The 26,419-nt window shown below is 63.3% G+C and carries 28 protein-coding genes and 2 tRNA genes; 2 read left to right on the forward strand and 28 right to left on the reverse strand.

The window, feature by feature from the left end:
* Positions 1-2: 2 nt before the first annotated feature.
* A tRNA-Ala gene (locus QUW00_RS06260) sits at positions 3-75 on the forward strand.
* 52 nt (positions 76-127) lie between these two features.
* Positions 128-203: transfer RNA gene (locus tag QUW00_RS06265), tRNA-Ile, on the forward strand.
* 38 nt (positions 204-241) lie between these two features.
* On the opposite strand, the gene QUW00_RS06270 is transcribed toward QUW00_RS06265, so the two are convergent.
* The 28 genes from QUW00_RS06270 to yqeK form a co-directional block, all read right to left on the reverse strand.
* Positions 242-838 (reverse strand): haloacid dehalogenase-like hydrolase, encoded by a 597-nt coding sequence (locus QUW00_RS06270; RefSeq protein ID WP_289613530.1) that lies wholly within the window; start codon positions 836-838, stop codon positions 242-244.
* A gap of 130 nt (positions 839-968) precedes the next feature.
* Positions 969-2,672: a proline--tRNA ligase gene (locus QUW00_RS06275; RefSeq protein ID WP_289613674.1), complete on the reverse strand. Its 1,704-nt coding sequence runs from the start codon at positions 2,670-2,672 to the stop codon at positions 969-971.
* Positions 2,673-2,789: 117 nt separating this feature from the next.
* Positions 2,790-3,857: a flavodoxin-dependent (E)-4-hydroxy-3-methylbut-2-enyl-diphosphate synthase gene (gene ispG, locus QUW00_RS06280; RefSeq protein ID WP_289613531.1), complete on the reverse strand. Its 1,068-nt coding sequence runs from the start codon at positions 3,855-3,857 to the stop codon at positions 2,790-2,792.
* A 21-nt stretch (positions 3,858-3,878) separates the two neighbouring features.
* Entirely contained in the window at positions 3,879-5,234 is a 1,356-nt protein-coding gene (locus QUW00_RS06285; protein ID WP_289613532.1) for a M50 family metallopeptidase, read from the reverse strand.
* Between the two features lie 21 nt (positions 5,235-5,255).
* Positions 5,256-6,446: a 1-deoxy-D-xylulose-5-phosphate reductoisomerase gene (gene dxr, locus QUW00_RS06290; protein ID WP_289613533.1), complete on the reverse strand. Its 1,191-nt coding sequence runs from the start codon at positions 6,444-6,446 to the stop codon at positions 5,256-5,258.
* Positions 6,446-7,327, reverse strand: a complete 882-nt coding sequence (locus QUW00_RS06295) for a phosphatidate cytidylyltransferase (protein WP_289613534.1) — start codon at positions 7,325-7,327, stop codon at positions 6,446-6,448. The genes dxr and QUW00_RS06295 overlap by 1 nt, the downstream gene beginning before the upstream one ends.
* A gap of 31 nt (positions 7,328-7,358) precedes the next feature.
* Positions 7,359-8,147 carry an isoprenyl transferase gene (locus QUW00_RS06300; RefSeq protein ID WP_289613535.1) on the reverse strand — a complete coding sequence of 263 codons (789 nt, stop codon included), beginning with the start codon at positions 8,145-8,147 and terminating at the stop codon, positions 7,359-7,361.
* 1 nt (position 8,148) lies between these two features.
* Positions 8,149-8,682 carry a ribosome recycling factor gene (gene frr, locus QUW00_RS06305; RefSeq protein ID WP_289613536.1) on the reverse strand — a complete coding sequence of 178 codons (534 nt, stop codon included), beginning with the start codon at positions 8,680-8,682 and terminating at the stop codon, positions 8,149-8,151.
* 2 nt (positions 8,683-8,684) lie between these two features.
* Entirely contained in the window at positions 8,685-9,407 is a 723-nt protein-coding gene (pyrH, locus tag QUW00_RS06310) for a UMP kinase (RefSeq protein ID WP_289613537.1), read from the reverse strand.
* 119 nt (positions 9,408-9,526) lie between these two features.
* Positions 9,527-10,405 carry a translation elongation factor Ts gene (gene tsf, locus QUW00_RS06315; RefSeq protein WP_289613538.1) on the reverse strand — a complete coding sequence of 293 codons (879 nt, stop codon included), beginning with the start codon at positions 10,403-10,405 and terminating at the stop codon, positions 9,527-9,529.
* A 51-nt stretch (positions 10,406-10,456) separates the two neighbouring features.
* The gene (gene rpsB, locus QUW00_RS06320) at positions 10,457-11,236 is read right to left on the reverse strand and encodes a 30S ribosomal protein S2 (RefSeq protein WP_289613539.1); all 780 of its coding nucleotides are present in this window, start codon (positions 11,234-11,236) and stop codon (positions 10,457-10,459) included.
* 207 nt (positions 11,237-11,443) lie between these two features.
* The gene (locus QUW00_RS06325) at positions 11,444-12,370 is read right to left on the reverse strand and encodes a tyrosine recombinase (protein ID WP_289613540.1); all 927 of its coding nucleotides are present in this window, start codon (positions 12,368-12,370) and stop codon (positions 11,444-11,446) included.
* Positions 12,367-13,704: a methylenetetrahydrofolate--tRNA-(uracil(54)-C(5))-methyltransferase (FADH(2)-oxidizing) TrmFO gene (trmFO, locus tag QUW00_RS06330; RefSeq protein WP_289613541.1), complete on the reverse strand. Its 1,338-nt coding sequence runs from the start codon at positions 13,702-13,704 to the stop codon at positions 12,367-12,369. Before trmFO ends, QUW00_RS06325 begins: the two co-directional genes overlap by 4 nt.
* Before the next feature lies 1 nt (position 13,705).
* Complete coding sequence (locus tag QUW00_RS06335; RefSeq protein ID WP_289613542.1) at positions 13,706-14,647, reverse strand: DNA-processing protein DprA; 942 nt, start codon at positions 14,645-14,647, stop codon at positions 13,706-13,708.
* Positions 14,637-16,160, reverse strand: coding sequence for a YifB family Mg chelatase-like AAA ATPase (locus QUW00_RS06340; RefSeq protein ID WP_289613543.1), 1,524 nt, complete (start codon positions 16,158-16,160; stop codon positions 14,637-14,639). Before QUW00_RS06340 ends, QUW00_RS06335 begins: the two co-directional genes overlap by 11 nt.
* Positions 16,157-16,609 (reverse strand): YraN family protein, encoded by a 453-nt coding sequence (locus QUW00_RS06345; RefSeq protein ID WP_289613544.1) that lies wholly within the window; start codon positions 16,607-16,609, stop codon positions 16,157-16,159. Before QUW00_RS06345 ends, QUW00_RS06340 begins: the two co-directional genes overlap by 4 nt.
* A gap of 175 nt (positions 16,610-16,784) precedes the next feature.
* On the reverse strand, positions 16,785-17,573 hold the full coding sequence (locus QUW00_RS06350; protein ID WP_289613545.1) for a ribonuclease HII: 789 nt from the start codon (positions 17,571-17,573) through the stop codon (positions 16,785-16,787).
* 76 nt (positions 17,574-17,649) lie between these two features.
* The gene (gene rplS / locus QUW00_RS06355) at positions 17,650-17,991 is read right to left on the reverse strand and encodes a 50S ribosomal protein L19 (RefSeq protein WP_289613546.1); all 342 of its coding nucleotides are present in this window, start codon (positions 17,989-17,991) and stop codon (positions 17,650-17,652) included.
* A gap of 139 nt (positions 17,992-18,130) precedes the next feature.
* Positions 18,131-20,221 carry a glycine--tRNA ligase subunit beta gene (gene glyS, locus QUW00_RS06360; protein ID WP_289613547.1) on the reverse strand — a complete coding sequence of 697 codons (2,091 nt, stop codon included), beginning with the start codon at positions 20,219-20,221 and terminating at the stop codon, positions 18,131-18,133.
* A gap of 1 nt (position 20,222) precedes the next feature.
* Positions 20,223-21,125 (reverse strand): glycine--tRNA ligase subunit alpha, encoded by a 903-nt coding sequence (locus QUW00_RS06365; RefSeq protein WP_289613548.1) that lies wholly within the window; start codon positions 21,123-21,125, stop codon positions 20,223-20,225.
* 83 nt (positions 21,126-21,208) lie between these two features.
* Positions 21,209-21,772 (reverse strand): signal peptidase I, encoded by a 564-nt coding sequence (gene lepB, locus QUW00_RS06370; RefSeq protein WP_289613549.1) that lies wholly within the window; start codon positions 21,770-21,772, stop codon positions 21,209-21,211.
* Complete coding sequence (gene trmD, locus QUW00_RS06375; protein ID WP_289613550.1) at positions 21,769-22,551, reverse strand: tRNA (guanosine(37)-N1)-methyltransferase TrmD; 783 nt, start codon at positions 22,549-22,551, stop codon at positions 21,769-21,771. Before trmD ends, lepB begins: the two co-directional genes overlap by 4 nt.
* Positions 22,548-23,051, reverse strand: coding sequence for a ribosome maturation factor RimM (gene rimM, locus QUW00_RS06380; protein ID WP_289613551.1), 504 nt, complete (start codon positions 23,049-23,051; stop codon positions 22,548-22,550). The genes trmD and rimM overlap by 4 nt, the downstream gene beginning before the upstream one ends.
* A gap of 32 nt (positions 23,052-23,083) precedes the next feature.
* Positions 23,084-23,386, reverse strand: coding sequence for a KH domain-containing protein (locus QUW00_RS06385; protein WP_289613552.1), 303 nt, complete (start codon positions 23,384-23,386; stop codon positions 23,084-23,086).
* 2 nt (positions 23,387-23,388) lie between these two features.
* Entirely contained in the window at positions 23,389-23,733 is a 345-nt protein-coding gene (gene rpsP / locus QUW00_RS06390) for a 30S ribosomal protein S16 (protein ID WP_289613553.1), read from the reverse strand.
* Positions 23,734-23,897: 164 nt separating this feature from the next.
* Entirely contained in the window at positions 23,898-25,214 is a 1,317-nt protein-coding gene (gene dinB, locus QUW00_RS06395; RefSeq protein WP_289613554.1) for a DNA polymerase IV, read from the reverse strand.
* Between the two features lie 122 nt (positions 25,215-25,336).
* Positions 25,337-25,783 (reverse strand): ribosome silencing factor, encoded by a 447-nt coding sequence (gene rsfS, locus QUW00_RS06400; protein WP_289613555.1) that lies wholly within the window; start codon positions 25,781-25,783, stop codon positions 25,337-25,339.
* An 11-nt stretch (positions 25,784-25,794) separates the two neighbouring features.
* Complete coding sequence (yqeK, locus tag QUW00_RS06405) at positions 25,795-26,406, reverse strand: bis(5'-nucleosyl)-tetraphosphatase (symmetrical) YqeK (RefSeq protein ID WP_354003413.1); 612 nt, start codon at positions 26,404-26,406, stop codon at positions 25,795-25,797.
* Between the last annotated feature and the right edge of the window lie 13 nt (positions 26,407-26,419).

Genomic DNA, 26,419 nt, shown 5'->3' on the forward strand with positions numbered 1-26,419 from the left:
TTGGGGGCGTAGCTCAGCTGGGAGAGCGCTTGACTGGCAGTCAAGAGGTCAGGGGTTCGATCCCCCTCGTCTCCACCCAAGAGACTTCGCAGCCTTCGGTTTCTCGAAGGCTGCTTTCTTTTTATACGGGCTCATGGCGCAACGGTTAGCGCAGGGGACTCATAATCCCTGGGTTGCAGGTTCGAATCCTGCTGGGCCCACCAGTCATCTTCGCCGCTCCGCAATTTGGGCGGCGTTTTTATTATCTTGTGCCTGTGCGCTCGCGCGCCTCTTTCGGATCAAAGGGCGTGACGGTGTTTCCCTTCACCAGATACGCTTTGCGCGCGAGCTTGAGCATCGGCAGGTCGACGAGGTTGTCGGTATAGAACTCGTCGGGTACCGCGTCGTCGCCGAAGGCTTCTTTGAACGACTTGACCTTGTTGTCGCCGAAGTTCAGATGAATCAGGTCCAGGGTCTCGTAGTCGATGGTCGAGCAGATGCAGCATCGGATGCCCAGACGCTTGACGACTTCGTCCATCGTGTAGTTAAACGAGGCGGTCATGATGACGTCGTCAGGACGCGGCGTGTACCATGAACGGATCTTGTGGATATGGGTGTCCCAAAATGCTCTGACCATTGCCGGAATGTCGTCAAACGAAGACAGATACGCGTGAATATGGCGGTTGATGGCTCGCTCTACATCCTCTCGTGAGGTCCGTGAGAGGTTATACCGGATCAGATGGAATATAACAGGCAGAATGTATTTGATATTGCTCGGACGATACCTCAGTGAGAACAGGTAGAAATCCAGAGGGCTCTCGCCGTCGTAGATCGTATTGTCGAAATCGAGTACGCGCATGAGGCGTCTGCATCCCTCCGGACTTGCTTGCGCTGCAAGTCATAATACGGCAAGGAGGGTCCGCTCCTGATGCGCGGACCCTCCCCTGACCGAGCCTTTACAATTGTCTACCCGAAGTCAACTGAACCAATCAGCTTCGGGCGGAAACGACGGCATCCGTCAACCGCTGGATGACTTCATCGAGCGCGATATCCTCGCGCTCGCCGGTCTCGCGCACCTTCATCTCGACGGTGCCGTTCTTGAGGCCGCGCTTGCCCACGATGAGCTGGTACGGGAAGCCCATGAGGTCGTTGTCGGCGAACTTCACGCCCGGCCGCTCGGCACGGTCGTCGAACACAACCTCGATACCGGCGGCGGCAAGATCGTCGGCAAGCTGGGCTGCCGCATCGAATGCCTCGCCCTTCTTGTCGAGCGCGATCACCGAGACCTCGTAGGGCGCGATGGAGACCGGCCAGATGATGCCGTTCTCGTCGTTGTGCTGCTCCACGACCGCGGCGAGCGTACGGGAGATGCCCACGCCGTAGCAGCCCATGAGGAAGGGCTTTTCCTCACCGTTCTCGTCGGCGAAGGTGGCACCCATGGCCTCGGAGTACTTCGTGCCGAGCTGGAACACCTGGCTGACCTCGATACCGCGCGCACCCTCGAGGGGACGGCCGCAGTGCGGGCAGGGGTCGCCGGCCTTGACCGTCACGAGGTCGGCCCACTCGTCGACGGTGAAGTCGCGATCCGGGCAGGCGCCGGTGTAGTGGTAGTCGACCTCGTTGGCGCCGCAGGCCCACTTCTTGGAGTCGCGGAGGTTCTCGTCGACCACCAGGCGGATGCCCTCGGGCAGGTTCACCGGCCCGATGAAGCCCTTGTGCAGGCCATGGGCGACGAGCTCCTCGTCGGTCATGAGGTGGTAGGCACCGAAGAGGTGCTCGGCCTTGCAGTCGTTCAGCTCGTGGTTGCCCGGAACGATGGCGACGACCGGCGTGCCGTCCTCGGCGATGAGCGCGAGCGACTTGCGCGTGCCGTTCTCGGGGAAGCCGAAGAACGCGGCGACCGCCTCGATGGTGCCGAGGCCCGGCGTATGGACCTTGGTGAGCGTGCCATCACCGGGGCCCTCGGTGACCTCGATCTTGGTCGTGGCGGCCTCCTCGTCGGCTGCGAAACCGCACTCGTCGCAGTAGACGAGCGCTGCCTCGCCGGCGTCGGCGAGCGCCATGAACTCGACGGAGGTGTCGCCGCCGATCTGGCCGGAGTCGGCCACGACCGGCAGGGCGTGCAGGCCGCAGCGCTCGCAAATGTTGGCGTAGGCCTGCTTCATGTCGTCGTAGATCTCCTGCAGCGACTCCTGCGTGGCGGAGAACGAGTAGCCGTCCTTCATGATGAACTCGCGGCCGCGCATGAGGCCGAAGCGGGGACGCATCTCATCGCGGAACTTGTCCTGGATCTGGTAGAGGTTCACGGGAAGCTGCTTGTAGCTGCGCAGCTCGTTGGTGATCAGATCGGTGACCGTCTCCTCGTGTGTGGGGCCGAGGGCGAACTCGCGCTCGTGGCGGTCGGTGACGCGCATGAGCTCGGGGCCGTAGGCGTTCCAGCGGCCGCTCTCGCGCCAGAGCTCAGCGTCGGTCAGGATCGGCATGAGGAGCTCTTGGGCGCCGGCTGAATCCATCTCGTCGCGCACGATGGCCTCGATCTTCTTGAGGGAGCGCCAGGCGAGCGGCAGGTAGGAGTACAGGCCCGCCGCCTGCTTGCGGATCATGCCGGCGCGCAGCAGCAGGCGATGGCTCGCGAGCTCCGCCTCGGCGGGGTCCTCTTTCAGGGTGGGCGCGTAGAGCGCGGACATCTTCATGACGCGGGTGTGTGCAGTCACGGTTGCTCTCTCCTCATGTGGACGTACTTGCATATCTGCAGCATGGTACCGCATACACGGCGTGCATGCGATGGGGCCTGCGGGGTCACTTCGACTTCACAGCCGGTCGATCTCGGCCATGAGCTCGTCGACGATGTCGGCCTCGGCGATCTTGCGGACGACCTCGCCGTGACGGAACAGCAGTGCACTCCCCTTGCCGCAGGCAACGCCCACGTCGGCGTCGGACGCCTCGCCCGGGCCGTTGACGACGCATCCCATCACGGCGACCGTGATGGGCTTGGTTGCCGACAGCAGGCGCCTCTCGACCTCCTGGGCGATCGGGATGAGGTCGACCTGCGTGCGGCCGCATGTGGGACAGCTCACGAGCTCGGGCCCGCGCCGACGGATCCCCAGGCACTCGAGGATGCCCCAGGCCACGGGCGGTTCCTCGGTGGGATCCGCGGTGAGCGACACGCGCAGGGTGTCGCCGATGCCCTCGGCGAGCAGGACGCCAAGTCCCACGGAGCTCTTGATGGTGCCCTGGCGGAGGGTACCGGCCTCGGTGACGCCGAGGTGAAGCGGGACGTGCGGGAGCTCCCGCGAGAGCGCGCGGTAGGTCTCGATGGTCGTGGGGACGCTATGGGCTTTCGCCGAAAGAACGATGTCGGTGAATCCGCGCGCCTCGAAATGCTCGACGAACTTAAGTGACGACATGACGAGCTTTTCGGGCAACGTGAGCTCGGAGCGCTCGGCGATGTCGGATTCGAGCGAGCCGGCGTTGACGCCGATGCGGATGGCGGCTCCAGCCTCGCCCGCCGCGTCGATCACGGCGTCGACGCGCTCCCAAGAGCCGATGTTGCCGGGATTGATGCGCAGCTTCGCCGCCCCCGCCTCGACGGCTGCGATGGCGAGCCGATAGTCAAAATGGATGTCGGCGACGATGGGGACAGGGCTTTGCGCGCAGATGGTGCGAAAACTGTCGCATGCCTCGGCACGCGGCAGGGTGACGCGAACGATATCGCATCCGGCTTGGGCAAGCTGGCGAACCTGCTTGAGCGTGGCTTCAGCGTCAGCGGTATCGGTGCAGGTCATGGATTGCACGACCACCGGCGCACCGCCGCCAATGGTTACGCCGCCGACCGAGACGGGACGCGTGCGATCACGGGGCAACAGCTGCTCGCTCATGGTGGAGCCTTTCTCTGGACGTTATAGGAAGCGCAGGATATCGAGGTGAAGCATGTAGAAGAACAGAGCTAGGAACAGGGCGATTCCCGCGTACGAGACGAAGGTTTGGATGCGACGGGGCACAGGCTTATGCGCCAGCGCGCCGATTGCCTCAATGAGCAGCTTTCCTCCGTCAAGCGGAGGGATGGGCAGCAGGTTCATGAAGCCAAGCGACAGCGAAATCAGGCCCGCAAAGGTGAGATAGATGCTCGGACCGCTTGCCGCGGCCTGCGCGGACATGACCGATATGCCGACGATGGATGTCGAGCTGTCGAGGACCTCCATCGTGCGCGTCGGAATGAGCAGCTGGGCGACACCCTGCGCCGTCTGGGCGATGTAGTCGAGGGTTACCTGGAACGAGGTGATCGGGTCGAGCCGATAGCGCTCATAGCGGATTCCGATGCCGATGAGCCCATCGGATGCGCGCTCGAGCGTGACGTCATGGGTCGAGCCGTCGCGTTCGTAGGTTATGGAGAGTCGATCGGACTCCACAGAGGACAGCGTGTCGACGATCGCGCTCCAGGAGTCGACCTCGATGTCGTCGATGGTGACGATTCGGTCGTCGGCGCGGATGCCGGCCTCCCAAGCCGGCGAGCCCTGCTCGACAGAGCCGATCTGGTTGGTATCGATGGCGACATCCACCCCGATAATGGAATACACGCTCATGATGAGCACGATGGCAACGATGATATTCACCAGAATGCCGGCGACAAGGATGAGGGCGCGCCGAGGAAACCCGATGCCGCTATAGGTACGGAGACGCTCCTGCTCAAAGAAATCGGCATCGCTCATCGGAGGCGACCAGGGCTCCCCTTCCGCTGTGGCGTGAAGGAGATCGAACGAGCGGCCGTCAAACACCGTCTTGCCATGGGTGTCGCGGGGCACGGATGCATAGCAGCTCGGATAATAGGAGCCGCGCGGGCCGTCCCCATCAAGGTAGCGCGGGGCGATCGAGCCCCAACCCAGCAGCTGGATGCAGGCGTCTTCGACTTCCTCCACGTCGCACGAGAGCTCTTCTGCAAGCTCGCGCACCGTGGCGACGCCACGGCGGTGCACGGCGGCGAGCACGGCGGGCGCACAGGGAGCGTTCGTGTCATCCATGCCGGCGACGGCGGCGTATCCGCCGAGCAGAAGGGGCGTCACGCCGAACGTCGTACCTGAGCGCCGCGAGGTGTGCGCAAGGCGATAGCGGCAGGGCAGCCCTAAAAAGAACTCGGTCACGCGCACTCCGCATGCGCGGGCGGCGAGATAGTGTCCGCCTTCGTGGACGAACACGAGTAATGATATGGTCAGCAGTCCCCAAAAGACCGTGCTGATGATTCCAAAGATGTCAATCATCGTGCGTTCCGAACGTAACCGTCAGCGACGTGCGGACAGCACGGATCGCGCGTATGCGCGAGCCCACGCGTCGACATCGGAAAGCTGCTCGAGGGTTTGGACCGGCTGGACGTCATGGGCATCCATGCAGGCGGCAACGACGGTGTCGATATCGGTGAAGGAGCACGATCCGGCGAGGAACGCGGCGACCGCGACCTCGTTGGCGGCGTTCAGGACGCACGGAAGCGTCCCTCCCCTTCTGCCCGCCTGCTCGGCTAAAGCAAGGCAGCGGAACGTGTCGGCATCCGCTTCAGCGAAGTCCAACGACCCGATGGTGCGGAAGTCCACGCGGGGCGCAGGCGTCTGCCAGCGATCGGGATACGAGAAGGCGAACTGGATGGGAATGCGCATATCCGAGGCTCCCAGATGGGCGATGACCGATCCGTCATCGTATTCCACCATGGAGTGAATTTTAGACTGACGCTGAATGACGACCTGGATGAAATCCATATCGACGGCGAACAGGTGCATCGCCTCGATACGCTCGAGGCCCTTGTTCATGAGGGTGGCGGAGTCGATGGTGATTTTGGCGCCCATGTTCCAGGTGGGATGTGCGAGCGCGTCGGCGACCGTCACATGGGAGAGCTGATCGCGCGTGTATCCATAGAACGGGCCACCCGAGCAGGTAAGCCAGATCGCATGGGCGCGACGAGGGTCTTCGCCCAGATAGCACTGGAATATCGCAGAGTGCTCAGAATCGACCGGGATCAGCTGGTCTTTACGCGCGAGCGGCATGAGTAGATCGCCGCCGACGACCAAGGACTCCTTGTTCGCGAGGGCGAGTCGCTTGCCGGATGAGAGGACCGCCGCGCTCGCGGCTAGACCCGCGGCTCCGACGATGGCGACGAGGACGCAGTCGACATCGTCCTCCAGGCAGATCGACAGCGCAGCGTCAGGACCCGTATAGAAGGCGCATCCGTCGGGGAGCTCGGCAAGAATCGGGTCGTCAGCATGAGCGGGGTCGGTGACGGCGACGCGTTTCAGCGAGAACTCGCGGGCAAAGCGAACGAGATCCTCGGTGCGGCTGTGAGCAGAACAGGCCACGACCTGCAATCGATCGGCGTGCTGACGGCATACGTCAAGCGCTTGCGTGCCAATCGATCCGGTGCAGCCGAGAATCGCCACGCGAAGGCGCGCGGCGTGTTGGTTCAACGCGGTATCAGCGAGCTCCATTAGATGACGCCCCCGATCTTGAGGATGAGATAGGCGGTGATACAACCGAAGATAAGGGAATCAGAGCGGTCGAGCATCCCGCCGTGCCCCGGGATGAGATTGCCGGAATCCTTGACCCCGACGCCGCGCTTGATGCGAGACTCGATCAGGTCGCCAAACACGCCGAGGACGGATACCGCAAGACCGGTAGCAACGGCGAAGACGAGGTCGAATCCATACAGCCCCGTGGCCCATAGGATAAGCCAGATGACAACGGAGCCGGCAAGACCGCCTGCGAAGCCCTCCCAGCTCTTATGAGGGGAGATCTTGGGGACCATCTTATGTTTGCCGAATTTGCTGCCCACGAGGTAGGCGAACGAATCGCTCGCCCAAAGCGAAGCGCACACCCCAACCGAGAGCAGCGCGCCGGGAAAGCCGGCAACCGAATCGCGCAGCAGCACGATGGCCGACAACATGAAGCCGGTGTACATCGCGCCGAACGCGGTGATGGCGACATCGGCCAGGCGCGTCCGCGGAAAAAAGACGTACCAAAGGCCGAGCGAGAGCACGAGCACGAACAGCAGGGCGGAGAGCCACAACGGATCGACGAGAGCGGAAAGCGGGAAAAGAACCGCCGCGGCAAGGCCGAGCAGTTCGTTGGGAACCTTGCCGTCAAGCCGCATCATGCGGAAGAACTCGAAACAGCACAGCCAGCTCATGGCGGCGACGAACAGGGCGGTCGGAAGCGTTCCTGCAATAAGACAGCCGATGAACAGCGCAGCGTAGATGAGGCCGAAGGCGGTTCTTACGACAAGACCGCTCGGCTGTCGCTTCGATTCCTGTGCGCTTCCTGTCCCCGAGTCACGACGGGGACGCGATGTGTCTTGACGACGTTGTTCCAACAAAATGCTCCTCAGGATAGGAAAGATTCGGTCACGAGGCGGTGTTCAGACCTCCGAAACGCCGATTCCTGCCCTGGAAGGCAAGGATGGCGCGAATCAGCTCCCATCGGTCGAAATCAGGCCAATACGTATCGGTGATGTAGAACTCCGCATAGGCGATCTGCCACAGCAGATAATTGGATACGCGAAGCTCACCGGACGTGCGGATGACCAACTCCGGGTCAGGAAGGCCAGCGGTATACAGGTGTGACGCGACGGTGTCCTCGTCGATGCGGTCGGGATCGAGCGTACCGGCAGCTGCCTCTTGTGCAAGCTCGCGCGCGGCGCGGACGAGCTCTGCACGTCCACCGTAGTTGACGGCGAGCGCAAGGACCATTCCCGTGTGCTCGCTGCATTCGGTCAGGCCGTATTCGAAGACCTGGCGCGTACGCTCGGGAAGCGCGGAGATGTCGCCGAGGAAGACGACGCGAACGTTCTCGCGCTTGAGCAGCGGCAGCTCGTCGATAAAGGTCTTGGCGAACAGATGCATGAGAACGTTGACCTCATGCTTGGGGCGATTCCAGTTCTCAGTGGAAAACGCATACGCCGACAGCACATCGACACCGAGGCGCACGCAGGCGGTGATGATCTCGCGAAGCGAGACGATACCGGCCTTGTGGCCCTCGGTGCGAGCGAGGCCGCGGGAGGTGGCCCATCGGCCGTTGCCATCCATGATGCAGGAGATATGGCGCGGGATGCGCGCCATATCCACCATGTCGAGCGTTACGTCGGACGGGTGATCGCTGAAGTACTCCGCTCGCTTTGCTTCGTCTACCAGCACGTTAGATCTCCATGACCTCGGCTTCTTTAACCTTGAGCAGCTCGTCGATCTTCGCGACGTAGGTGTCGGTGTGCTTCTGGACCTTGGCCTGCTCGCGACGGACATCGTCCTCGGTCAGGTCCTCGTCGCGGTCGAGCTTGTTGTTCGCATCGCGACGGATGTTGCGGATAGCCACCTTGGCCTGCTCGGCAAGCTCACGGCACTCCTTGACGAGCTCGCGGCGGCGCTCCTCGGTCGGCGCCGGGAACGGAAGGCGGATGACGGTGCCGTCAGAGGAGGGCGTGATGCCTAGGTCTGAGGCGGAGATCGCCTTCACGATGGCGTTGAGCAGTGCCTTGTCCCACGGCTCGACCATGAGCATGTGGGCTTCGGGAGCCTTGACGGCCGCCACCTGGGTGATGGGGGTGGCGACGCCGTAGTAGTCGACGGTGATGTCCGCGAGGACGTTGGCGTTGGCGCGCCCGGTGCGGACCTTGGCGAAATTATGCTTCAGGTTCTCGATGGTCTTGTCCATCTGCGCAGTGATATCGGCCATTGCTAATCCTCCTGTACGACGACGGTACCGACGGGCTCGCCCTTGAGGGCGCGCTTGATGTTGTCCTCGCCCTCGATGTTGAGGACGATGATGGGCATGTGGTTATCCTGGCACAGGGCCGCAGCGGTGGAGTCCATGACCTGCAGACCGCGCACGAGGACCTCGTGGTGCGTGATGCGCTCGAAACGCACGGCATCGTCGTTGGAAACCGGGTCCTTATCGTAGATGCCGTCGACCTTCGTCGCCTTGAGCAGGCAGTCGGCGCCGATCTCGCAGGCGCGCAGCGCGGCGGCGGTGTCGGTGGTGAAGTAGGGGTTGCCCGAGCCGGCGGCGAAGATGACGATATCGCCCTTCTCGAGGTGGTTGATGGCGCGACGGCGGATGTAGGGCTCGCAGACCTCGTTCATCTGGATCGCGCTCATGACGCGACACGATGCGCCGACGCGCTCGAAGGCGTCCTGCAGCGCAAGCGCGTTCATGACCGTCGCGAGCATGCCCATGTAGTCGGCCTGCGCGCGGTCCATGCCCTTTGCCGAGCCCGCGAGACCGCGGAAGATATTGCCGCCGCCCACGACGATGCCGATCTCGACGCCATCGTCGTGCAGCTGCTTGATCTGGGTGGCGAGACGCTCGGTGACCTGAGGGTCGATGCCATAGCGACCCTCCCCCATCAGGGCCTCACCGGACAGCTTGAGCAGCGCGCGGCTGTAGAGGTACTCAGACACAGTGTCCTCCTTATCTAGGTATATCTCAGACATTCTAGCGTACTTGCGTGGTCGACCCATAAAAAAGCAGGCCATAGGTCGAAACCCACAGCCTGCTCGGTAGGCATCGCGAATGCGCGCTAGTTAGCGGACTCGCCGCTGACCAGACGGTCGAAGGCGACGACGCGAACGGTGTCGCCGACCTCCTTGGAGACCTTCTCGGCGTACTGCTTGATGGTGATGCTGGGGTCCTTGATGAACTCCTGCTCGTTCAGGACGAAGCCCTTGAAGAACTTCTCCAGACGGCCGAGGGCCATCTTCTCCTGGATGGCCTCGGGCTTGCCGGACTCGGCAGCCTGCGCCTTGTAGATGGCGATCTCGTGATCGATCGTCTCGGCGGGCACATCCTCGCGCACAGCGCTGATAGGTGCGGTGGCAGCGACCTGCATCGCGACATCGTGAGCGAAGGTCTTGAAGGCGTCGCTTGCGGCGGTCTCGGGCTTATCGAAGCCGAACTCGACGAGGGCGCCGATCTTGCCGCCCATGTGGATATAGCTGGCGACAGCGCCGGCGGCGGGCTTACGGATGGCGAAGCGGGTGAGCTTCATGTTCTCGCCGATGACGTGGATCATCTCGGTGAGGGCCTCGTTCACGGTCTCGCCGCCCATGTCGGTGGCGAGCAGCGCGTCGACGTCAGCGGGCTCGGTCTCGCAGACGACCTGAGCGATCTTGGCGACGAAGCCGGTGAACTTGGGGTTGGAGCTGACGAAGTCGGTCTCGCAGGCGACCTCGGCGAGCGCGCCTGCGCAGCCGTTCTCGGCGATGTAGGCGGCGACGGCACCCTCGTTGGTGGCACGACCGGCCTTCTTGGCGGCCTTCGCGATGCCGTTCTTACGAAGGATGTCGACGGCGGCGTCCATATCGCCCTCGGCCTCGACGAGAGCCTTCTTGCACTCCATCATCGGGGAGTCGGTCATCTCGCGGAGCTGCTTGACCATAGCGGCGGTGATCTGAGCCATGCTGGTTCCTTTCGAACTCAATGATGAACGAACGATTGGCGTATAGATTGCTTACTCGGCAGCGGCCTCGGTGGCAGCCTCGGCAGCCGGGGCCTCCTCAGCGGCGGGCTCGGCGGCGCCGGCCATCTCGGCCTCGGAGATCTGCTCCTTGCCGGAGCCCGCGAGGCAGGCGTCGGCGAACAGCTCGCACATGAGGGAGACAGCGGAGATGGCGTCGTCGTTGCAGGGGATGCCGTAGTCGACGTCGTCGGGATCGGAGTTGGTGTCGATGAGGGCGACGACCGGGATGTGCAGGCGCTTGGCCTCCTTGATGGCGTTCTCCTCGCGCTTGGTGTCGATGACGAAGAGGGCCGCGGGCAGCGACTTCATGTCACGGGCACCGCCGAGGTTGGTCTGGAGCTTGGCGAGCTCCTTGCCGAGAACGGCCTGCTCCTTCTTGCCGCGCAGGGCCATGGAACCGTCGGCGACCATGCCCTCGAGCTCCTCCATGCGGTTCATACGGGAGCGGATGGTCACGAAGTTGGTGAGCATGCCGCCGAGCCAACGCTGGTTGATGTAGGGCATGCTGGCGCGCTCGGCAGCGGCCTTGACGGCCTCCTGGGCCTGCTTCTTGGTGCCGACGAACAGCACCTTGCCGCCATGGGCGCAGGTGTTCTTCAGGAACGTGTAGGCGCGGTCGGCCTCGACGATGGTCTGCTTGAGGTCGAGGATGTAGATGCCGTTGCGCTCACCGAAGATGTAGGGGCGCATCTTGGGGTTCCAGCGACGGGTCTGGTGACCGAAGTGGCAGCCGGCCTCGAGAAGGGTGCGGATGTTGATCTTGGTAGCCATTGATACCTCCTGTGGTTCGCCTCCGCGCAGGCGTCTAACCTCGTTCGCCACCCGGCCAAAAGCTACCTGGAAGCCGGGCACCACGGCAGGACGAGTAGCCGCGCGTGTGTGATGGATACGGTTGCGCCAGACGCAACCTGATGCATGATAGCAGCTCCGAGGGGCAAATCCAAGCGATCGCACGCCTTTGTGTGCAGCTTGTGGGGCTCAGGCGCGCGGATGGGCCCCCTTGAGCGCCCCTTTGAGCCGCTCGGGAGTCAGATGGGTGTACAGCTGCGTGGTCGAAAGGCTCGCGTGCCCGAGGAGCTCCTGCACGCTTCGCAAGTCGGCTCCCCCGCTCAACAGGTCGGTTGCGAACGTATGGCGCATCGCGTGGGGCGTAAGGTCGCTCGGCAGGCCGGCGCGCGCGGCGAGCAGGCGAAAACGGTGGCGGAGGGCATCCGCGCTCATAGCGCGACCGCGGGTCGAGATGAACAGCGCCCGTGTGGTCGCCGCCTCGCCGTCGCGCCGGCAGGCAAGCAGCTGAGGGCGCGCATGGCTGATGTAGCCGGACACGGCGTCTGCCGCCCGCCGATAGATCGGCACGATGCGCTCCTTCGACCCTTTACCGAACAGGCGGATGCACGATCCGGACCAATCGATCGAATCAAGCGTCAGTCCCGCTACCTCGGAGATTCGGGCGCCTGTTGCGTACAGGAGCTCGAGCATCGCCGCGTCGCGCACCCCTTCAGGCGAGTCGAGCTGCGGGGCTGCCATGAGCGCATCCATCTGCTGCTCGGTCAGAACATGCGGCAGGCTCTTGGGGATCTTGGGCGTCGCGAGCGGGCAGGCGGGGTCGGAATCGATGCGCTCATCGAGCAGAAGCCAGCGATAGAGCGCCCGTATTGAGGACAGATGGGCAGCGACCGTCTTGGGCGCGTAGCGCGCGGCTTTGAGCTCGGCGAGATAGCTGCGGATATCGCGCGTGCGAACACCTGAAAGGCTCGCATCGCGGCGTGCGAGCCATCGGACGTAGGCCGAAAGATGCGATCGGTAGGCGCGCACCGTCTCGGGGGAAACGCCTTCGACCTTGGCTATATAGTCCAAAAACCGCTCGACGTCTGCGGGAAGGGCGTCGGCGTCAGGGGCGCTCATCGCGTCTCCGCGGAAAACAGATCCGGTCGCGATTCGATATAGCGCGAAAGATCGTCCATGGCGCGTGCGGCATACAGGCCGTAACGGTCGCGCTTGGAGCGGCGTTTTCCGTCGTCCAGGGGCGGCACAAGCCCAAAGTTGACGTGCATGGGCTGGTAGCCCTGCGTGTTGGGATCGGTGGCGTAGGCGACCAGCGAACCGAAGGCGCCGGTCACGGGAAGCGTTGCGTGCGCGATGCCGGCAAGGTCGGCGTAGGTGTTCAGAGCTGCGAGAAGGCCCGAGGCGATAGCCTCGGTATAGCCCTCGGTGCCGGTGATCTGTCCGGCGAGGCGGATATGCGTATCGGGAATGCGGAAGGTCCCGTCCAACACGTGCGGAGAATCGACGAACGTGTTGCGATGCATGACGCCGTAGCGGAAGAACTCAGCGTTCTCAAGGCCGGGAATCATGCGGAAGACGCGCTTCTGCTCGGCAAAAGTGAGATTGGTCTGGAACCCGACGAGATTGTACGCGGTGCGCTCAGCGTTCTCGGCACGCAGCTGTACGGCGGCCCAAGGCCTGCGTCCGGTTCTGGGGTCGGTAAGGCCGACGGGCTTCATCGCGCCGAATCGAATCGCGTCTTTGCCGGTACGAGCCACCTCTTCGGCGGGCTGACAGGCGGAGAAGAGCTCGCGACGCTCGAAATCCTTCAGGATGACGCGGTCTGCGCCCACGAGCGCTTCGATAAACGCCTCGTATTCCTCCTTGTTGAGCGGAGCGTTGAGATAATCCGCTCCCGTCCCGTCGTCATAGCGCGACTGGGCGAACAGGACATCCATATCGAGCGTCGAGGCGTCCACGATGGGCGCGGCGGCGTCGAAGAACGAAAGCGCATCCCCGCCGACGCGGGCGAGCAGCGCATCGCACAGCGTCTTTGAGCACAGCGGACCGGCTGCGATGACGGTATGGCCGACAGGAAGCTCGCGAACTTCCTCGCGTACAACGGTGATACGCGGACGCTCGGCGATGCTGCGCTCGACGAGACGTGAGAACACGTCGCGATCCACGGCCAGCGCGCCTCCTGCGGGAACGGCGGCCTGCTTGGCGCACCGGATGAGCTGGGACCCCATCGCAAGCAGCTCGTCCTTGAGAAGGCCCGCCGCAGAATCATAGCGCGTGGACTTGAAGGAATTGGAGCACACGAGCTCTGCGAGGTGATCGGTATGGTGAGCGGGAGATTTCGCGAGCGGCCGCATCTCATAGAGCGTGACGTCCACTCCCCTGTCGGCAAGCTGGCACGCGCACTCGCATCCCGCCAAGCCGCCGCCGACAACGGTCGCCTGCATCGCTGACATCCTATACCTCCGCTTCGCTGTGCTTGCCGCTCGACAGAATCGCCGATCGCGCACGAAAGGCGCGCACGGTCGGCGTAAAGGTGCCGTCGGGCATTCGTTCGATATCCCCTTGCATCATCATTCTGCTCAAGTGGGAAAGACAGTCCATAGGGCTCATCGATAGCATGGCGGCAATCTCCTCCAGGCGCAAGGGGCTCGCAAAAAGCGCGTCGAGTACCTGAGAGCATTCATCGCTCGCCGGGTTGATATTCGGGGCTAAACGCTGATACCGCAGCGTGCCGAATATCCTCGATATCGCGACCTCAACGGATTCCTCGTCGATCAGACATCCCGCACCGTTGGCAATGAGGTGGTTGGCCCCGCGAGAGAGCGAAGACGTGATGGCACCCGGTGCGGCAAGCACCTCGCGTCCAAGTTCGAGCGCAGCCTCTGCTGTGGAAAACGTACCGGACGGCAGTCCGGCTTCGGCGATGAAGACCGCCTGGGAGAGCGCGGCGATGATGCGATTTCGCTTGGGAAACGCGAATCGTCTGGGACCGGTCCCCCATCGCTCAAGCGATACGATCGCACCGCCGCACGCAAGCGTACGGTCGAAGAGCTCGGCTGAGGTACGCGGATAGATGACATCCGCTCCTGTCCCGGCAACGATAACGTGGGCGCCGCCCGCATCAATCGCTGCGGTTCCGGCAGCGAAATCGCATCCCTTGGCTCCGCCGGACACCACGGTGATGCCCGATTCGGCAGCTGCCGTGGCTATCATGTCGGCAACCACCATGCCATAGGGCGTAGCCCGGCGGGAACCGATAACGGCTGCCGCGCGGCCGTAGAGCGCGGTAAGGTTGCCGATGACGTAGAGCATTGGTGCGCAGGCGAGGTCCTTCACGCATGAAGGGTAACGGGTATCGTCCGGAGCAAGCTCGTATCTCGGATAGCTATCTCCCATCCTCCACCACCCCGCGAAACATCGATGCTTCCAGGATATGGGCATCGCTGACCTGTTTGCTCTCCGCAAGATCGGCGATGGTGCGCGCCACGCGGCACAGCCGGACGATGCCGCGTGCCGAGAGCACCCCGACGTGGGCAAGGCGCACCAGAACGGTCCGTGCCGCCTCGTCAAGCTGGTACGGTGCCGTCACTCCCTCGAGGGTTCGTTCGTCTCCGGGCGCACGCTTGCCGTCGTGCGCCTTACGCCAACGGCGAAACGCCCGTCCCCGCTCGACGTCGGCTGCCATGGATTTCGAATCCATGCCCTCTTCCCCTTTGACGATCAACTCCGGGTCCGGTCGAAGCACGTCGATGGTCATATCGATTCGATCGGCAAGGGGCCCCGAGAGCTTGGATCGGTACCGGTCGATCGCGGCAGGCGTGCACGTACAGGGCACTTCTCGATCCCCGAGATGCCCGCAGGGACAGGGATTGCTTGCCGCCAGCAGCTGGAAGCGCGAGGGAAACGTGTACGCGCCCTCCGCGCGAACGATTCTCACCTCTCCAGATTCCATGGGCTGTCTGAGCGTCTGAAGGACACTGGAGGGAAACTCCCCGAGCTCGTCGAGGTGAAGCACCCCACCGTGAGCCAAGCTGATTTCACCGGGTCGCACGGGTTTTCCGCCGCCGATGAGCCCCGCAGTCGAAATGCTATGGTGTGGGCTGCGGAAGGGACGTGTCCCCGCGAGGATGTCATCGAGCGGCTCATCGGCAACCGAGTGGATGCAGAGGGCCTCAAGGCGCTCCGCCTCGTCAAGCGCTGGGAGAATTGAGGTCATACGCTTGGCAAGCATCGATTTGCCGGCTCCCGGCGCACCGATCATCAACAGACCGTGTTCGCCGGTCGCGGCGATGACCATTCCGCGTTTCGCGACATCCTGCCCGATGACATCGGCAAAATCCAAGCTGTGCATCGGCTTGCGATCGGTCTCGCTCATGAGAGGAAGCGATGTCGCTTCGAGGACACCTAGGCGCAGTGAGCCGATATGGTCGAGTACGCGCCGTTGCACACCGGTAATTGACACATCCGTGGCGGCTCGCGCGGAAACGAGCGTCAGACCCTGCTCGCGTGCAAGCAGCTGATATGCGATGTCTCCGGAGGTGGGGCTGGTGCATCCGTCAAGACCAAGCTCTGCTACGAAGAGGCAATCGTCAAGGCCTGCCGGCGGTATCTGTCGCGAGGCTGCGAGGATGGCCACGGCGATCGGCAGGTCGAATCCCGACCCGCTCTTGCGCATGTCTCCCGGGGCGAGATTGACGGTAATGCTGCTGCGCGGGATCTCAAAACCTGCGGCACGCAGGGCGCATCGAATTCGACCGCGCGCCTCGAGCACGCCTGAATCGGCCATGCCGACGATGGACATGCCGGGGATGCCGCCGGTCATGGAGACCTCGACGGTCACCGGCCTGGCCTCGACACCGCGAATGCAGGCGGCATGGACGGCGAACATGCCGCGCACCGGCCCGCTCATCGGTCGCCGTCCCATTCGAAGGCGCTGAAGAGGTGCTCGATCTCCGCGTTGAAACCTGGCCTGAGCGTGACGGCGACGATGTCGAATCGAACGGCGAAGACCGGGAAGTGCTCGAGGACGTAGCAGGCTGCTATCCGGGCGTAACGGGCGCGTTTTCGCTCATCGACGGCAAGCTCGGGATACGTGGCCTCATCTGACGGCGCCCTTCTCGTCTTAACCTCAACGAGGACGCATTCGCCGCTGTCGGCATCGAGCACGATGAGGTCGGCTTCACCCTCGCGGCATCGGTAGCCGCATGCCTCGACGACGTATCCGCGCGTTTCCAGATACGCGCGCGCGATCTGCTCGCCGAGCCGTCCGATCTCCTTGGTGCTCAGACTTTCTACCAGGGCGGGATCGTCGGTGCACTCCCGCAGCAGATCGAATCTATCGTCGCGTTTCCTGCCCATCTGAAACTCCTCTCATCGGTGGATGCAAGGAGTATGAAGGGCCAAACTGACCGCAGGAATACGTTGTTCCGACGCATATCAGACCGGGATTCGCACGAAACCCGACCAGGATGCAACACGGGAGCATGCAGGGCATGCGAAGCGCGTATCGCATGCATGGGCGTGAGGATGCGATTCAGAACAGGCGGCCGGTCTCCAGGAAGTTTCCGCAAAAGCTGACGCGATGGTAAGGGCTCAACCCAAGCTTTTTGATGGCGGCGATGTGCTCGGCAGACGCATATCCCTTCGACTGCGCGAAGTGATAGCCGGGACACTCGGCGTCCAGCTCGACCATAAGCTCATCACGAGTCACTTTGGCGACAATGGAGGCGGCGGCGATGCACGCCACGGTCGCATCCCCATGGACGACATCGCGTTCGCAGGCAAGGGCCCCGAGCGGATTGCCATCCATGAGCACGCAGTCCGGCTCGATCCCGCAATCTTCGACGGCGCCGACGACAGCCCGGCGCAGGCAGTGCGCCATGCCCTGCGTATCGATGTCCGCGGGCGGAATGTGGCAGATGCCAATGGCGGTCGCGACCTCGGCGATACGAGCCGCGAGCACTTCGCGGCGCGCAGGCGTCAGCTGCTTCGAGTCGTTGATGCCCCAGATGAGGGGCTCCGGCGGAAGACACACGGCGCACACGGTCAGCGGGCCGGCGACCGATCCCCTGCCGACCTCGTCGACACCGATGATGACGCCATCTCCCCCGAGCTCGAACATCGCGCGGTACATGCCCTCGACGCGCTCGCGCTCCGCGCGTTCGCGATCAAGGCGTTTGGCGGCGCGCTCTATGGCCTTCTGCACCTGAACGCGCGGGTCGTCGCGGTATCGCTCGATGAGGGACGGCACCTGGTCGAACGGAGCGCTTGCGAGTTCGGCGGCAACGTGGGCGGCCGAGCGCGAGCTCGTCATATTTGCCATAGGGCCTCCTTGTGCAAAAAAGGCCACCTCGGTATCGAGGCGGCCTTTGAAAACCTGAAGATGGCTTGCGGGCTTCTTAGCGCTTCTCGGGAATGCGAGCAGCCTTGCCGATCTTGTCGCGCAGGTAGTAGAGCTTCGCGCGACGGACGCGGCCGTGACGGATGACCTCGAGCTTGGCGATCTTGGGGCTGTGAAGCGGGAAGGTGCGCTCGACACCGATGCCGAAGGAAAGCTTGCGCACGGTGAAGGTCTCGCGGGAGGAGCCGCCGCTCATGCGGATGACGTCACCCTGGAAGACCTGGATGCGCTCGCGGTCACCCTCCTTGATGCGGTAGTGAACCTTGACGTTGTCGCCGACGCGGACCTGCGGGATGTCCTCGCGCATGTCCTGGCGCTCGATAGCGCGGATGTAGTCCATGTTTCGATCCTAACTCTTGCCAGAGGTGCCGCGTCCGACGGCACATGGGTTGAACAAACGTGATAAGTATACGCAAACCGCAAGGGAGCGCAAGGAAAAACGTGGGATTTCGAAGGACGTCCACGAAACCCCACGTCGGTTACTTCTTAGCGAGCGCACCCATGTCGGCGACGTCGGCGAAAACAGCCTCGAAGCGGTTGAGCAGACGCAGGCGGTTCTCGCGCAAGGCCATGTCCTCGTCCATGACCATGACGTCATCGAAGAAGCGATCGATCGGCTCGCGCAGCGCGGCGAGACTCAGGATAAGCCGCTGGAAATCCTTATGTTCGAGGGCATCGCGAACAAGGCCGCTCGCGTCGTCGGTCGCACGCAGAAGCGCGCGCTCGGCATCGCCCATCAGGGCCTCATCGACCTCGCTGCCCAAAGAGGCATCTGCCAGATGGCTTGCACGTGCATAGGCGGTCGCCAAGTTCTCGAAGGTCTCGGGATCGATTCTGCGCGCGTCCTCGAGGGCATGGGCGAGCGCGAAGTAGTCGACCGGAGCGGAAACGCTACCGGCGGAAACGGCGGCAACGGTATCGGGTGCGATCTTCTCGTCGCGCGCCATCTGCTCCATGCGGCCCTTGATGAAGGTGCACACCGCCTGGGCGACCGCGTCCTTATCGAAGGCAAGGCCCTGCTCAGCGTAGGCGTCGAGCGCGGGGCCGACGAGCTCCTCGTAGCCGCAGTGCAGGCGCTCGCGCAGGATATTCAGGACGCCGATGGCGCTTCGGCGCAGGGCGAAGGGGTCCTTCGAGCCGGTGGGCGGCTCATCGATAGCGAACATGCCGACGATGGTGTCGAGTTTATCGGCGACGGCGACGACGCAGCCGGCGATGCCGGCGGGCAGTTCATCTCCGGCGAAGCGGGGGCGGTAGTGGTCGCGGATGGCGTCGGCGACCGCATCGCTCTCCCCTGCCGCCTTGGCGTAGTATCCGCCCATGACGCCCTGCTGGCTCGTGAACTCGACGACGGCGGAGCTCACGAGGTCAGCTTTCGCAAGATGGGCGGCGCGCTGCGCATCGGATGCGGCATGTGCCCCGATACGGGCGGCCGACGCGATGGCAAGGGCAAGATCCTCCATGCGCTCGGACTTCTGCAACACGCTGCCGAGCTTCTCCTGGAAGGCGACGTCGGCCAGGCGCGCACGGAAGTCCTCGAGCGACACCTTGAGATCCTCGTCATAGAAGAACTTCGCGTCGTAGAGGCGTGCGCGCACGACGCGCTCGTTGCCGTCGATAATGACGGCGGCGTTGTCGGGGCGACCGTTACCGACGACGACGAACTCGCGGGTCAGGGCGCCGGAAGCGTCGTAAATCGGGAAATAACGCTGGTTGGAGAGCATCGATTCGCAGATGATCTCGTGCGGAACGTGGAGGAACTCCTCATCGAAGGTACCCACCAGCACGGTCGGCCACTCACAGAGGTTCACGACCTCGTCGAGGACCTTGCGCGGCGTGTCGACATGCGCGCCGGAGCGCTCTGCCTCGATCTGAGCGATGCCGTCGGCGATCACCTGACGGCGGCGCTCCTCGGATAGGACGCCGGCGTCTTCGAGTACCTGCTCATAGGCAGCGGGCTCGGCAACGACATGCTCACCGGGGCCGAGCACGCGGTGGCCGCGGGTGGTGTTGCCGCTCGTGACGTCGGCGTAGCTGACGGGAACGACCTCAGAGCCCAGCAGGGCGCAGATCCAACGGATCGGGCGCACGAACGTATCGTGAGAGGTGCCCCAGCGCTGGCTGCGGTAATTGGGCCATTCAAGATTGGCGATCACATCGTGGAAGAGCTTGGAGAGCAGCGGCATGGCAGGCGCGGCGGGAATGTCCTTCTCGGCGAACACATACTCGCGGCCGTCGGAATCTTCGCGGCGGATGAGCTCAGCGGCGGCGACGCCGCACTTGCGCGCGAAGCCGCAAGCAGCTTTCGTGGGGTTGCCGTCGGCGTCGAAGGCGATATTGGCAGCGGGGCCGCGCTTGACGTCATGAATCGCCTCGGTCTCGGTCGCCACGCTCGACAGGACGGCCAGACGACGCGGGGTCGAGATCACACGGATCTCGCCGTGTGCGAGCCCGGCGGCATCGAGTCCGTCGGCGACCAGTCGGGGCAGCTGCTTCACGGCGTTCATGAGGGGCGCAGACGGCATCTCCTCGGTGCCGATCTCAAACAGAAAGTCACGAATCTCGGCCATGTTAGGCGACCTCCCCATGCGAATCGTCGGCGCCGGCGACCTCGGCCATATAGGCCTCGCAGCAGGCCTTGGCGACGGTGCGGACGCGCAGGATGTAGTTGGCGCGCTCGACGGCGGACAGGGCGCCGCGCGCGTCGAGGATGTTGAAGGCGTGGCTGCATTTCATGACGCAGTCGTAGGCGGGAAGCGGAAGACCGGCATCGAGACAGGAATGGCACTCGCGCTCGTAGTCATCGAACTTCTGGCGCATCATCTCGACGTTGGCGACCTCGAAGTTATACGCACTGAACTCGCGCTCGTTCTCGAGGAACACGTCGCCATAGGTCATGGCCGTGCCGTCGGGCAGGTAGCTCCACACCAGATCGTAGACGGACGTCACGTTCTGCACGTACATAGCGAGGCGCTCGAGACCATAGGTGATCTCGACGGGCACGGGATCGACTTCGATGCCGCCGACTTGCTGGAAGTAGGTGAACTGCGTGACCTCCATGCCGTTGAGCCACACTTCCCAGCCCAGGCCCCAGGCGCCGAGCGTCGGGCTCTCCCAGTCGTCCTCGACGAAACGGACATCATGGTCAGCAGGGTCGATGCCGATAGCCTTGAGGGAATCGAGGTAGAGCTCCTGCGAGTTTTCCGGGCTCGGCTTGATGAGCACCTGGAACTGATAGTAGTGCTGCATGCGATTGGGGTTCTCGCCGTAGCGGCCGTCTGCGGGACGGCGGCAGGGCTGCGCGTAGCAGGTGCGCCAGGGCTTGGGACCGAGGCTGCGAAGCGTCGTGGCCGTGTGGAACGTACCGGCGCCGACTTCGGAGTCATAGGGCTGCATGATGACGCAGCCGTGGCTGCCCCAGAACTGCTGGAGGCGCAAGATGATCTCCTGGAAGGTGAGAGCGGATTTTTCCATGCTCCTGATTCCCCTCGTCAGTGGTTTATGGACAGATAGCTTGTCATGATAGACCAAACGGTCCGTGAAGTGCCCCGCTTCAGCTACGAAAGCGAACCGAAACGATTGAGGGGCCAGTATCTCAGTACGACCACACCGATGACGTCGTCTTCCGAGATGGCGCCGAAGTAGCGCGAATCGGCGGAATTCTCACGGTTGTCGCCCATGACCCACAGGCACCCTTCGGGAACTTCATAGGGATACCCGACGACCGTACCCGGTGCCACACTCGCAAGCGGCCAGCTTTCGCCGAGCGTGTAGGATTCATCCAGGGGCTGGCCGTCCACGACGACGCGGCCGTCTTCGAAATCGACGGTCTGCCCGGCGGTCGCGATGACGCGCTTGACGAGCACGTCGTGATCGGACGAGCCGTCGGGGTTCCTGAACACGATGATATCGCCGGCCGAAGGCGCCATGTTGAGGTTCGTCGTCACCTTCTGCGCGAACACCTGGTCACCGATCTCGATGGTGGATTCCATGGACCCGGTCGGAACGACATACGGCTCAAGGATAAAGGTGCGGACGCACAGCATGGCGAGCACGGAGATGGCGATGATCGCGACCCATTCGACGAGGCTGCGAAAAAACGAATGCACGTGCGGGGTCACAGCTCCTCCTTTGCGCTTTCAGATGCAGGCGTCTGTTCATGATAGCGTGCGATGAGCTCATGCGCACGGGCCCGCTCCTCATCGTTGAGGCGCGCCGTGGCGATGAGGTCCGGCCGCCAACGGCACGTGCGCTCGATCGCGTTGGCACGGCGCCAGGCAGCGACCTTGGCGTGATCGCCTGATAGAAGCACCGGAGGAACCTCAGCGCCCTCAAAGGATGCGGGACGCGTGTACTGCGCATACTCGAGAAGCCCGCCATCGCCTGCCGTTGAAAACGACTCGTCCTTATTTGACATCTCGTCACCGAGTGCCCCGGGGATCAGCCGCACGACGGCGTCGGTCACGACCATCGCCGGCAGCTCTCCACCGGTCAGGACAAAGTCTCCGATCGAAAGCGTCTCGTCAGCCAAGGCGTACGCGCGCTCGTCCATGCCCTCATATCGGCCGCAGACGAACAGGATGCGCTCCTTTGAGGCAAGACGTTCGGCGATATGCTGGTCGAAACGCCGCCCGCACGGGCTGAAAAAGACGACATGGGGGCGCGGTCCGGTCGAAGCGATGTCGCGCACGGCCTCGGCGATGGGCTCGACCTTCATGAGCATACCCTGGCCGCCGCCATAGGGCTCATCATCCACCGTGCGGTGCCGATCATGAGTCCAATCGCGCAGATCGTATGCCTGGAAAGAAAACAGCCCCGAGCGCTGCGCGCGCCCGAGAATGGATGTCGCCATAACGTTGTCGAACATCTCGGGAAACACCGAGAGGGTCTCGATGATCATGTTTCCTCCCCCGTCGGCGCCGCGCAGTCGATAAGGCCGTCCATGATGTGGACCCGAATACCTCCCTCGTCAGGGATATCGAGAACAACCTGTTCGATGGCGGGAATCAGCACCTCGCCATACGAAGCGCCCTCGATGACCCAGACGTTGTTGGCAGGGGTCTCGAGCACCTCGACGATCTTTCCCAGCGCACCGTAGCGCTCATCGTGAACCTCTCGGCCGATGAGGTCGTCAAACGGCAGCTCAAGGGCACCGAGCTCAAGTTCGTCCTCGCGGGCCAGCACGTAGCAGCCCGCGATCGACTCGGCCCGGTCGAGGTTGTCGATGCCGGAGAACGCCACGAGCGCCGCCTGATCGTTCACGCGCTCGACGGTGCAGAAACGGTCGCGTGAAAGCGACGGCGGCGTGAGCGCGACGGTCATGCCATCGCGCAACAGAAAGGGAAGCCCCCGTAGCGGCGCTACGGAGACCTCCCCTTTCGTACCGTGCGGGGAAACCACACGGGCTATGTTCCGATAAGCGATCGACAAGGCTAGCCCAGAACCTCGACCTCGACGGACGTGCCAAGACGGGCCGCGAGCGCACGGGAGAGCGTGCGAATGGCCTTGATAGTGCGACCATGACGGCCGATAACCTTGGCGACATCGTCGTCGGCAACGGAGACCTCGATGGTCGAGGAAGCCTCGCCATCGATGACCTCAAGGCTGACGGAATCGGTGTCGTCAACGATGCTCACGACGAGATATTCGACCAGATCGGCAATGCGATCGGAAACGAGCTCCTCGTCCTCAGGCGCGGACTCGGCGTCGATGCGCTCGGTAAGCTCCTCGGACAAAGTTACTCCTCGGAACCCTCAGCGGCAGCCTCGGCAGCGCGCTTGGCCTCCTCGGCCTCACGGGCGAGCTGCTTCTTGGACTTCTTCTCGACCGTCTCGGTCTTGGGGCCGGCTTCGGCGGCGCGCACGAGCGCGGCGACGGAATCGGTGAGCTGAGCGCCCTTGGCCTGCCAGTCGGCGATCTTCTCGAGATCGAGATTGATGGTCTTCGGCGTGGTCAGCGGGTTGTAGCGGCCGACCTCCTCGATGAAACGACCGTCGCGGGGCGAACGGGAATCAGCGACGACAACGCGGTAGTACGGACGCTTGTGAGAGCCGTGACGAGCGAGGCGGATCTTAACTGCCAATGAAAACTCCTCCAACCGAGCAGCTGATAAGCTGCGACGTTAAAACAAACGGTTTGTAATAATACGCCAACGGCCCGAGCAGGTGAAGTCCGTGAGAGTAACTTCTTCGGAATGGCCATAGGCAAATCCATATTTTGACCACTTGCGATGCGAATGCAAGGCCTTCACAAAATCGATGAGCGATCGCGGTCTTTCCCGTCAAGATCGGAAAACTTATCCTGACGGATAAGATCGCCGTCGAAGCGCACCGCACGGCCGTAGCCGACCGATGAGGCGCCAAAGCGCTCGCGAACCTGATCGAGCGCGACTGAGAGCTCGCGCCGGTCGCTCGATTGGGCACCGCGCTCATCGACCTCGCAGAACAGATCGGTCTGCACGCCGCCGTGCAGGTTGAAATCGCTCAGGCCGACTCCGACGAGGCGGACCGGCATGCCTTGAGACCAGATGCCGTCCAGCAGCTCGCGGGCAACCGGGACGAATACGTTCTCGTCGTCCGTCGGATGGGAAAGCTTGCGCTGGGCGCTTTTCCCTGAGCCGTAGGAGTATTTCAGCTTTAAGGTGACCGTCCATCCTGCGAGCCCGCGCTTTCGGAGCCTGCGACCGACCGATTCACCTAAAAGGCTGATCGCGGCCTCGATGTCAGCACGCTCGCGCAAGTCGTGGGCAAAGGTGCGCTCGTTGCTGACCGATTTCACCTCATCGGCCTCATCGAGCGCCGATACGCGACTTACCTCCGCGCCCTGTGCGCGACGTCGCATGACATCGGCGTTGACGCCGAAGACGCGCCTCAGGGCGGTCTGATCGGCCACGGCAAGTTGGCCGAGCGTATGGATGCCGAGCCGCTTGAGCTCGCGCTCGGCGGAGGCCCCGATCCCGCTCATCGCTCTTACCGGCAGCGGCGCCAAAAACGTTCGCTCGGTACCGGGCACCACGACGGTGAGGCCGCGCGGCTTTTCCCGCTCGCTGGCGATCTTCGCGATGGTCTTGTTCGTTCCGAGCCCGATGGAGCACGTCACGCCAAGATCGCTGACGCGAGCCGCAATGCGCTGGCAGATGGAGACGGGATGCTCGGAGGAATAGCGACCGGGCGATATGTCGAAAAAGGCCTCGTCGATCGAGACGCGGTCGACAAAGGGCGTCTCATCGGCAAGAATGGCCATCACCTGGGCGCTCATCTCGCGATAGCGATCGAAATGCCCATGCGTCCATATCGCCTGCGGGCACAGGCGCTTGGCCTGTGCGGAGGGCATCGCCGAGCGGACACCGAACACGCGCGCCTCATACGAGGCGGTCGAGACGACGCCGCGCTTGTCGGGGTCTCCTCCGACGATGACGGGCTTGCCGCGCCATGCAGGATGGTCGAGCTGCTCGACGCTTGCGAAGAATGCGTCGAGGTCGAGCAGACCGATGGCACTTCCCTCCCACGGGCCGAACAGCTCGAAGGCAGGGGCGTTTGAATCCTGAGGGGCACGGTTGTCCATGGATACAGTATACCCCGCCGCGCCGATACACTCGAAAGCGCGAGTCCCTGCCGCCGACGAAGGCGCTGCAACAAAAAACGGGGCCGTTCGGCCCCGTATGCAGACGATGGCAGGAGACGCCGTCAGTCAAGCTCGAGTGCGAGCTCGGGCGCGTCGCCCCACAGCTTCTCGAGGCGGTAGTAGTCGCGCGCCTCAGGCGTGAAGACATGTATGATCACCGAGCCGTAATCCATGAGAATCCAGCTTCCCTCATCGCGACCCTCGATGGAAAACGGGTGCTCGGAGCAGGACGCGGCCACCTTCTCCTCGATCTCATCGATGACCGAGTCGGCGAGACGGCGGTTGGACGCGGTCGCGATGACGAAGTAGTCGCAGACGTCCGACAGCGAGGTGAGGTCGAGGACGACGATGTCCTCGGCCTTCTTGTCGTATGCGGCCTGCGCGGCTACACGGGCCACCGCAAGCGCCTCGATACCGGCAGAGGATACGGAGGCTGCGGTGCGCTCCTCATCGGCAGTGAACGCGTCGGCGGGGAGCTCCTCGATGGTTTCAGGGGTCAGTTCGGTCATAGCGGGCCTTTCTAGCGAGCGCATTCGAGCGCATAGCGATTGTAGATGTCCAAGGCGGTGGGATACAGGTACCGTCCCGTGGAGATCACGTAGACGATACCTTGGGAGAAACAGGAGAAGAAGAGGCGTTCGAGCGAAACCTTCCCCACCTGCTCGCGAAGCGCTTCGGCGTAGTCGCCCTTGCGCTGCGGCTCGATGGCGTCGGCGATAAACACGACCATATCGAGCGGGCTCATATCGACAGCGGCCGACGTGTGCCGTGCGACGGCCTGGAAAACGCTGGCGGGAAGCTCTTTGAACAGATTGGGGAGCTCGACAGCAGCGACCGGACCGTGCAGCACGGCAACCGCGTTGGCAGCAGAGCCGACAACGGGAAGGTTGTACTGGACCGCACGGGCTAAAAGCTCGTCATCTGTCAGCACCTTGTCCCAGTCGTGGGTAAGGCCGGCGGCCTCGGCCAAAAAGGTATCGACCCCATAGGTCTCAGCAAGCTGGCGAGCGGTACGGGCGACGCCGAGCGAATGCGTATGGCGGCGCGGATGGTCAGCCATGCGCACGTCGAGCAGATCGCGCATGCGTGCAAGGTACGCGCTCGTATCAGCGATATCGTAGCTGTCGTGCAAGAATGCATCCCTC

It is taken from the genome of Collinsella tanakaei, from assembly GCF_030373545.1.
Taxonomy (GTDB): Bacteria; Actinomycetota; Coriobacteriia; order Coriobacteriales; family Coriobacteriaceae; genus Collinsella; species Collinsella tanakaei_C.

Bases quoted from the DNA above. Each gene is read 5' to 3' on its own strand.
- QUW00_RS06275 (WP_289613674.1), bottom strand. From the start codon at position 2,672: ATGAAGATGTCCGCGCTCTACGCGCCCACCCTGAAAGAGGACCCCGCC.
- QUW00_RS06340 (WP_289613543.1), bottom strand. From the start codon at position 16,160: ATGAGCGGGCCGGTGCGCGGCATGTTCGCCGTCCATGCCGCCTGCATT.
- tsf (WP_289613538.1), bottom strand. From the start codon at position 10,405: ATGGCTCAGATCACCGCCGCTATGGTCAAGCAGCTCCGCGAGATGACC.
- trmD (WP_289613550.1), bottom strand. From the start codon at position 22,551: ATGATCATCGAGACCCTCTCGGTGTTTCCCGAGATGTTCGACAACGTT.
- frr (WP_289613536.1), bottom strand. From the start codon at position 8,682: ATGGCCGATATCACTGCGCAGATGGACAAGACCATCGAGAACCTGAAG.
- dinB (WP_289613554.1), bottom strand. From the start codon at position 25,214: ATGGACAACCGTGCCCCTCAGGATTCAAACGCCCCTGCCTTCGAGCTG.
- rpsB (WP_289613539.1), bottom strand. From the start codon at position 11,236: ATGGCTACCAAGATCAACATCCGCACCCTTCTCGAGGCCGGCTGCCAC.
- QUW00_RS06335 (WP_289613542.1), bottom strand. From the start codon at position 14,647: ATGGGAGATAGCTATCCGAGATACGAGCTTGCTCCGGACGATACCCGT.
- dxr (WP_289613533.1), bottom strand. From the start codon at position 6,446: ATGGAGCTCGCTGATACCGCGTTGAACCAACACGCCGCGCGCCTTCGC.
- rplS (WP_289613546.1), bottom strand. From the start codon at position 17,991: ATGGACTACATCCGCGCTATCGAGCGCCAGGACATGCGCGAGGACATC.
- QUW00_RS06350 (WP_289613545.1), bottom strand. From the start codon at position 17,573: ATGGCAAATATGACGAGCTCGCGCTCGGCCGCCCACGTTGCCGCCGAA.
- QUW00_RS06270 (WP_289613530.1), bottom strand. From the start codon at position 838: ATGCGCGTACTCGATTTCGACAATACGATCTACGACGGCGAGAGCCCT.
- QUW00_RS06365 (WP_289613548.1), bottom strand. From the start codon at position 21,125: ATGGAAAAATCCGCTCTCACCTTCCAGGAGATCATCTTGCGCCTCCAG.
- ispG (WP_289613531.1), bottom strand. From the start codon at position 3,857: ATGAGCGAGCAGCTGTTGCCCCGTGATCGCACGCGTCCCGTCTCGGTC.
- QUW00_RS06285 (WP_289613532.1), bottom strand. From the start codon at position 5,234: ATGATTGACATCTTTGGAATCATCAGCACGGTCTTTTGGGGACTGCTG.
- QUW00_RS06325 (WP_289613540.1), bottom strand. From the start codon at position 12,370: ATGAGCGCCCCTGACGCCGACGCCCTTCCCGCAGACGTCGAGCGGTTT.
- QUW00_RS06345 (WP_289613544.1), bottom strand. From the start codon at position 16,609: ATGGGCAGGAAACGCGACGATAGATTCGATCTGCTGCGGGAGTGCACC.
- trmFO (WP_289613541.1), bottom strand. From the start codon at position 13,704: ATGTCAGCGATGCAGGCGACCGTTGTCGGCGGCGGCTTGGCGGGATGC.
- glyS (WP_289613547.1), bottom strand. From the start codon at position 20,221: ATGGCCGAGATTCGTGACTTTCTGTTTGAGATCGGCACCGAGGAGATG.
- rsfS (WP_289613555.1), bottom strand. From the start codon at position 25,783: ATGACCGAACTGACCCCTGAAACCATCGAGGAGCTCCCCGCCGACGCG.